The sequence below is a fragment of the Candidatus Proelusimicrobium excrementi genome (genome assembly GCF_937881865.1).
Lineage (GTDB): Bacteria > Elusimicrobiota > Elusimicrobia > Elusimicrobiales > Elusimicrobiaceae > Proelusimicrobium > Proelusimicrobium excrementi.
This window is the reverse complement of record NZ_CALGEO010000153.1, coordinates 1-1,712: the sequence shown is the minus strand read 5'-3', so window position 1 is coordinate 1,712 and position 1,712 is coordinate 1. Positions and strand designations below refer to the sequence as shown.

The window sequence follows — 1,712 nt, the reverse complement described above, 5'->3', positions numbered from 1 at the left end:
TAGTATATACCGATATAGCTTCCGCTTCGGATTTCTTGGGGCTTAAAGGCGGGGTAACCGGGCTTTCGGTAAAGTTGGATAAACTTGATAATGCCGAAAAGGCCGCCGCCGCCATAGAAGAAGCCACCCAAGGCCGCTACGCCGTAAAAACTTTTATGCAGCTTAACAGCACGCTTTACGCCGCTTTGAAATTGGAAAAGGTCATGATGTTTATAATACTTTCGCTTATAATTTTGGTGGCGTCTTTAAACATTACTTCCAATTTGATATTGTTCGGCACGGAAAAGCTTAAAGATATCGGCCTTATGCGCGCCATGGGCGCAAGCCCGGCCAGGATAAGGCGCATATTCATACTTGAAGGCCTTTATATAGGCAGTGCGGGCGTGATATCCGGGATAGTTTTGGCTTTGGTTTTATGCTGGGCCATAACCGCTTTTGACATCGTCCAGCTGCCCGGCGATATTTATTATTTGACCAAAGTGCCCGTAAGCCTGCAATGGTCTGATATTTTAAGCGTGGTTTTGGGCAGTTATTTCTTATGTTTCTTATCGGCATTGTACCCGGCGTACAGAGCCTCAAAAGTAAATCCCGTGGACGCTATAAGATATGGATAATATACTCGAAATTAAAAATCTTACCAAAGTTTATAACGACGCCGGCGGCGAAATTAAAGTGCTTGACGGCGTTTCCCTGCAAGTTAAAAAGGGAAAATTTATAGTTTTTATAGGCCCCAGCGGCAGCGGTAAGAGCACTCTTTTAAATATTATAGGCCTGCTGGACAAGGCTACTTCCGGCGAGGTGTTTTTTGAAGGCAAAGACATTCTTAAACTGAAAGAGGATAAACGCGCCAAATTAAGGCTTGGCAAATTCGGTTTTGTGTTTCAGTTTGACAGCCTTCTGCCGGATTTTACCGTGCTGGAAAACGTAAATATGCCTTCTCTTCTTAAAGGCAAAAGCAATTTTGAGCGCGCAAAAAAACTGCTTGCCAAATTCGGCATAGAAGCTTTGAGCGATAAAATGCCGCCTTCAATCAGCGGAGGGGAAAAGCAGCGCGTAGCGATAGCGCGCGCGCTTATGAACTCCCCCAAGCTGCTTCTTGCAGATGAGCCGACCGGCAATCTTGACAATGAGAACAGCGCGGAAGTTATGAAGCTTCTCAAGGCAATGAATGAGGAATATGGAATAACCGTTCTGATTGTCACGCACAGCGATGCAGTAGCAGAGCAGGCTCGGCGTGTGATTTCTATAGCGGACGGAAAGATCACATCCGACAGGAGGAAATAGCCATGTCCCCTGTCACCAAAATAGCAGTCCGCAGGCTCAAAGCAGATAAGATCAAACACGGGATATTAGCCGCATCGGTACTCTTTTCCATGGTGCTTATATCCTTCTTTCTGGCTTTTGAGATGCAGGTCCTTTTATATCCGAATCCGGAGTACGAAGCACTTCCGTTTGAGGAATTCATAGCAAAAGTATCCATGTACATGAATCTGTCGGTTATTGTCTTGGTTCTTATCACGCTGCTGATGATTCGGATTCATTGCCGTATGCGCATGGAGGAAAACGCACAGCTTCGCGGTATACTGACGAGCGTTGGCGCCGAAAACAAGGATTTACGGAAGATTGTTAATGCGGATATTCGCATACTGTATTTGCCCGCTGTCCTGCTTGGTGCAATGCTCGGAATACTACCCGGCGCACAAATGGGATTA

At 46.0% G+C, this 1,712-nt stretch carries 3 protein-coding genes; all 3 read left to right on the top strand.

The window, feature by feature from the left end:
• Positions 1–614, top strand: a 614-nt coding sequence (locus tag ACQY26_RS06885) for an ABC transporter permease (protein ID WP_428048404.1), incomplete at its 5' end; no start/stop codon positions are given.
• A complete protein-coding gene (locus tag ACQY26_RS06880) occupies positions 607–1,284 on the top strand; it encodes an ABC transporter ATP-binding protein (protein WP_428048403.1) in 678 nt (225 codons plus the stop codon). The genes ACQY26_RS06885 and ACQY26_RS06880, both read left to right, overlap by 8 nt.
• Before the next feature lie 2 nt (positions 1,285–1,286).
• Positions 1,287–1,712, top strand: a 426-nt coding sequence (locus tag ACQY26_RS06875; RefSeq protein ID WP_428048402.1) for an FtsX-like permease family protein, incomplete at its 3' end; no start/stop codon positions are given.

Coding starts and splice junctions, on each gene's coding strand:
- ACQY26_RS06880 (WP_428048403.1), top strand. CDS start 607: ATGGATAATATACTCGAAATTAAAAATCTTACCAAAGTTTATAACGAC.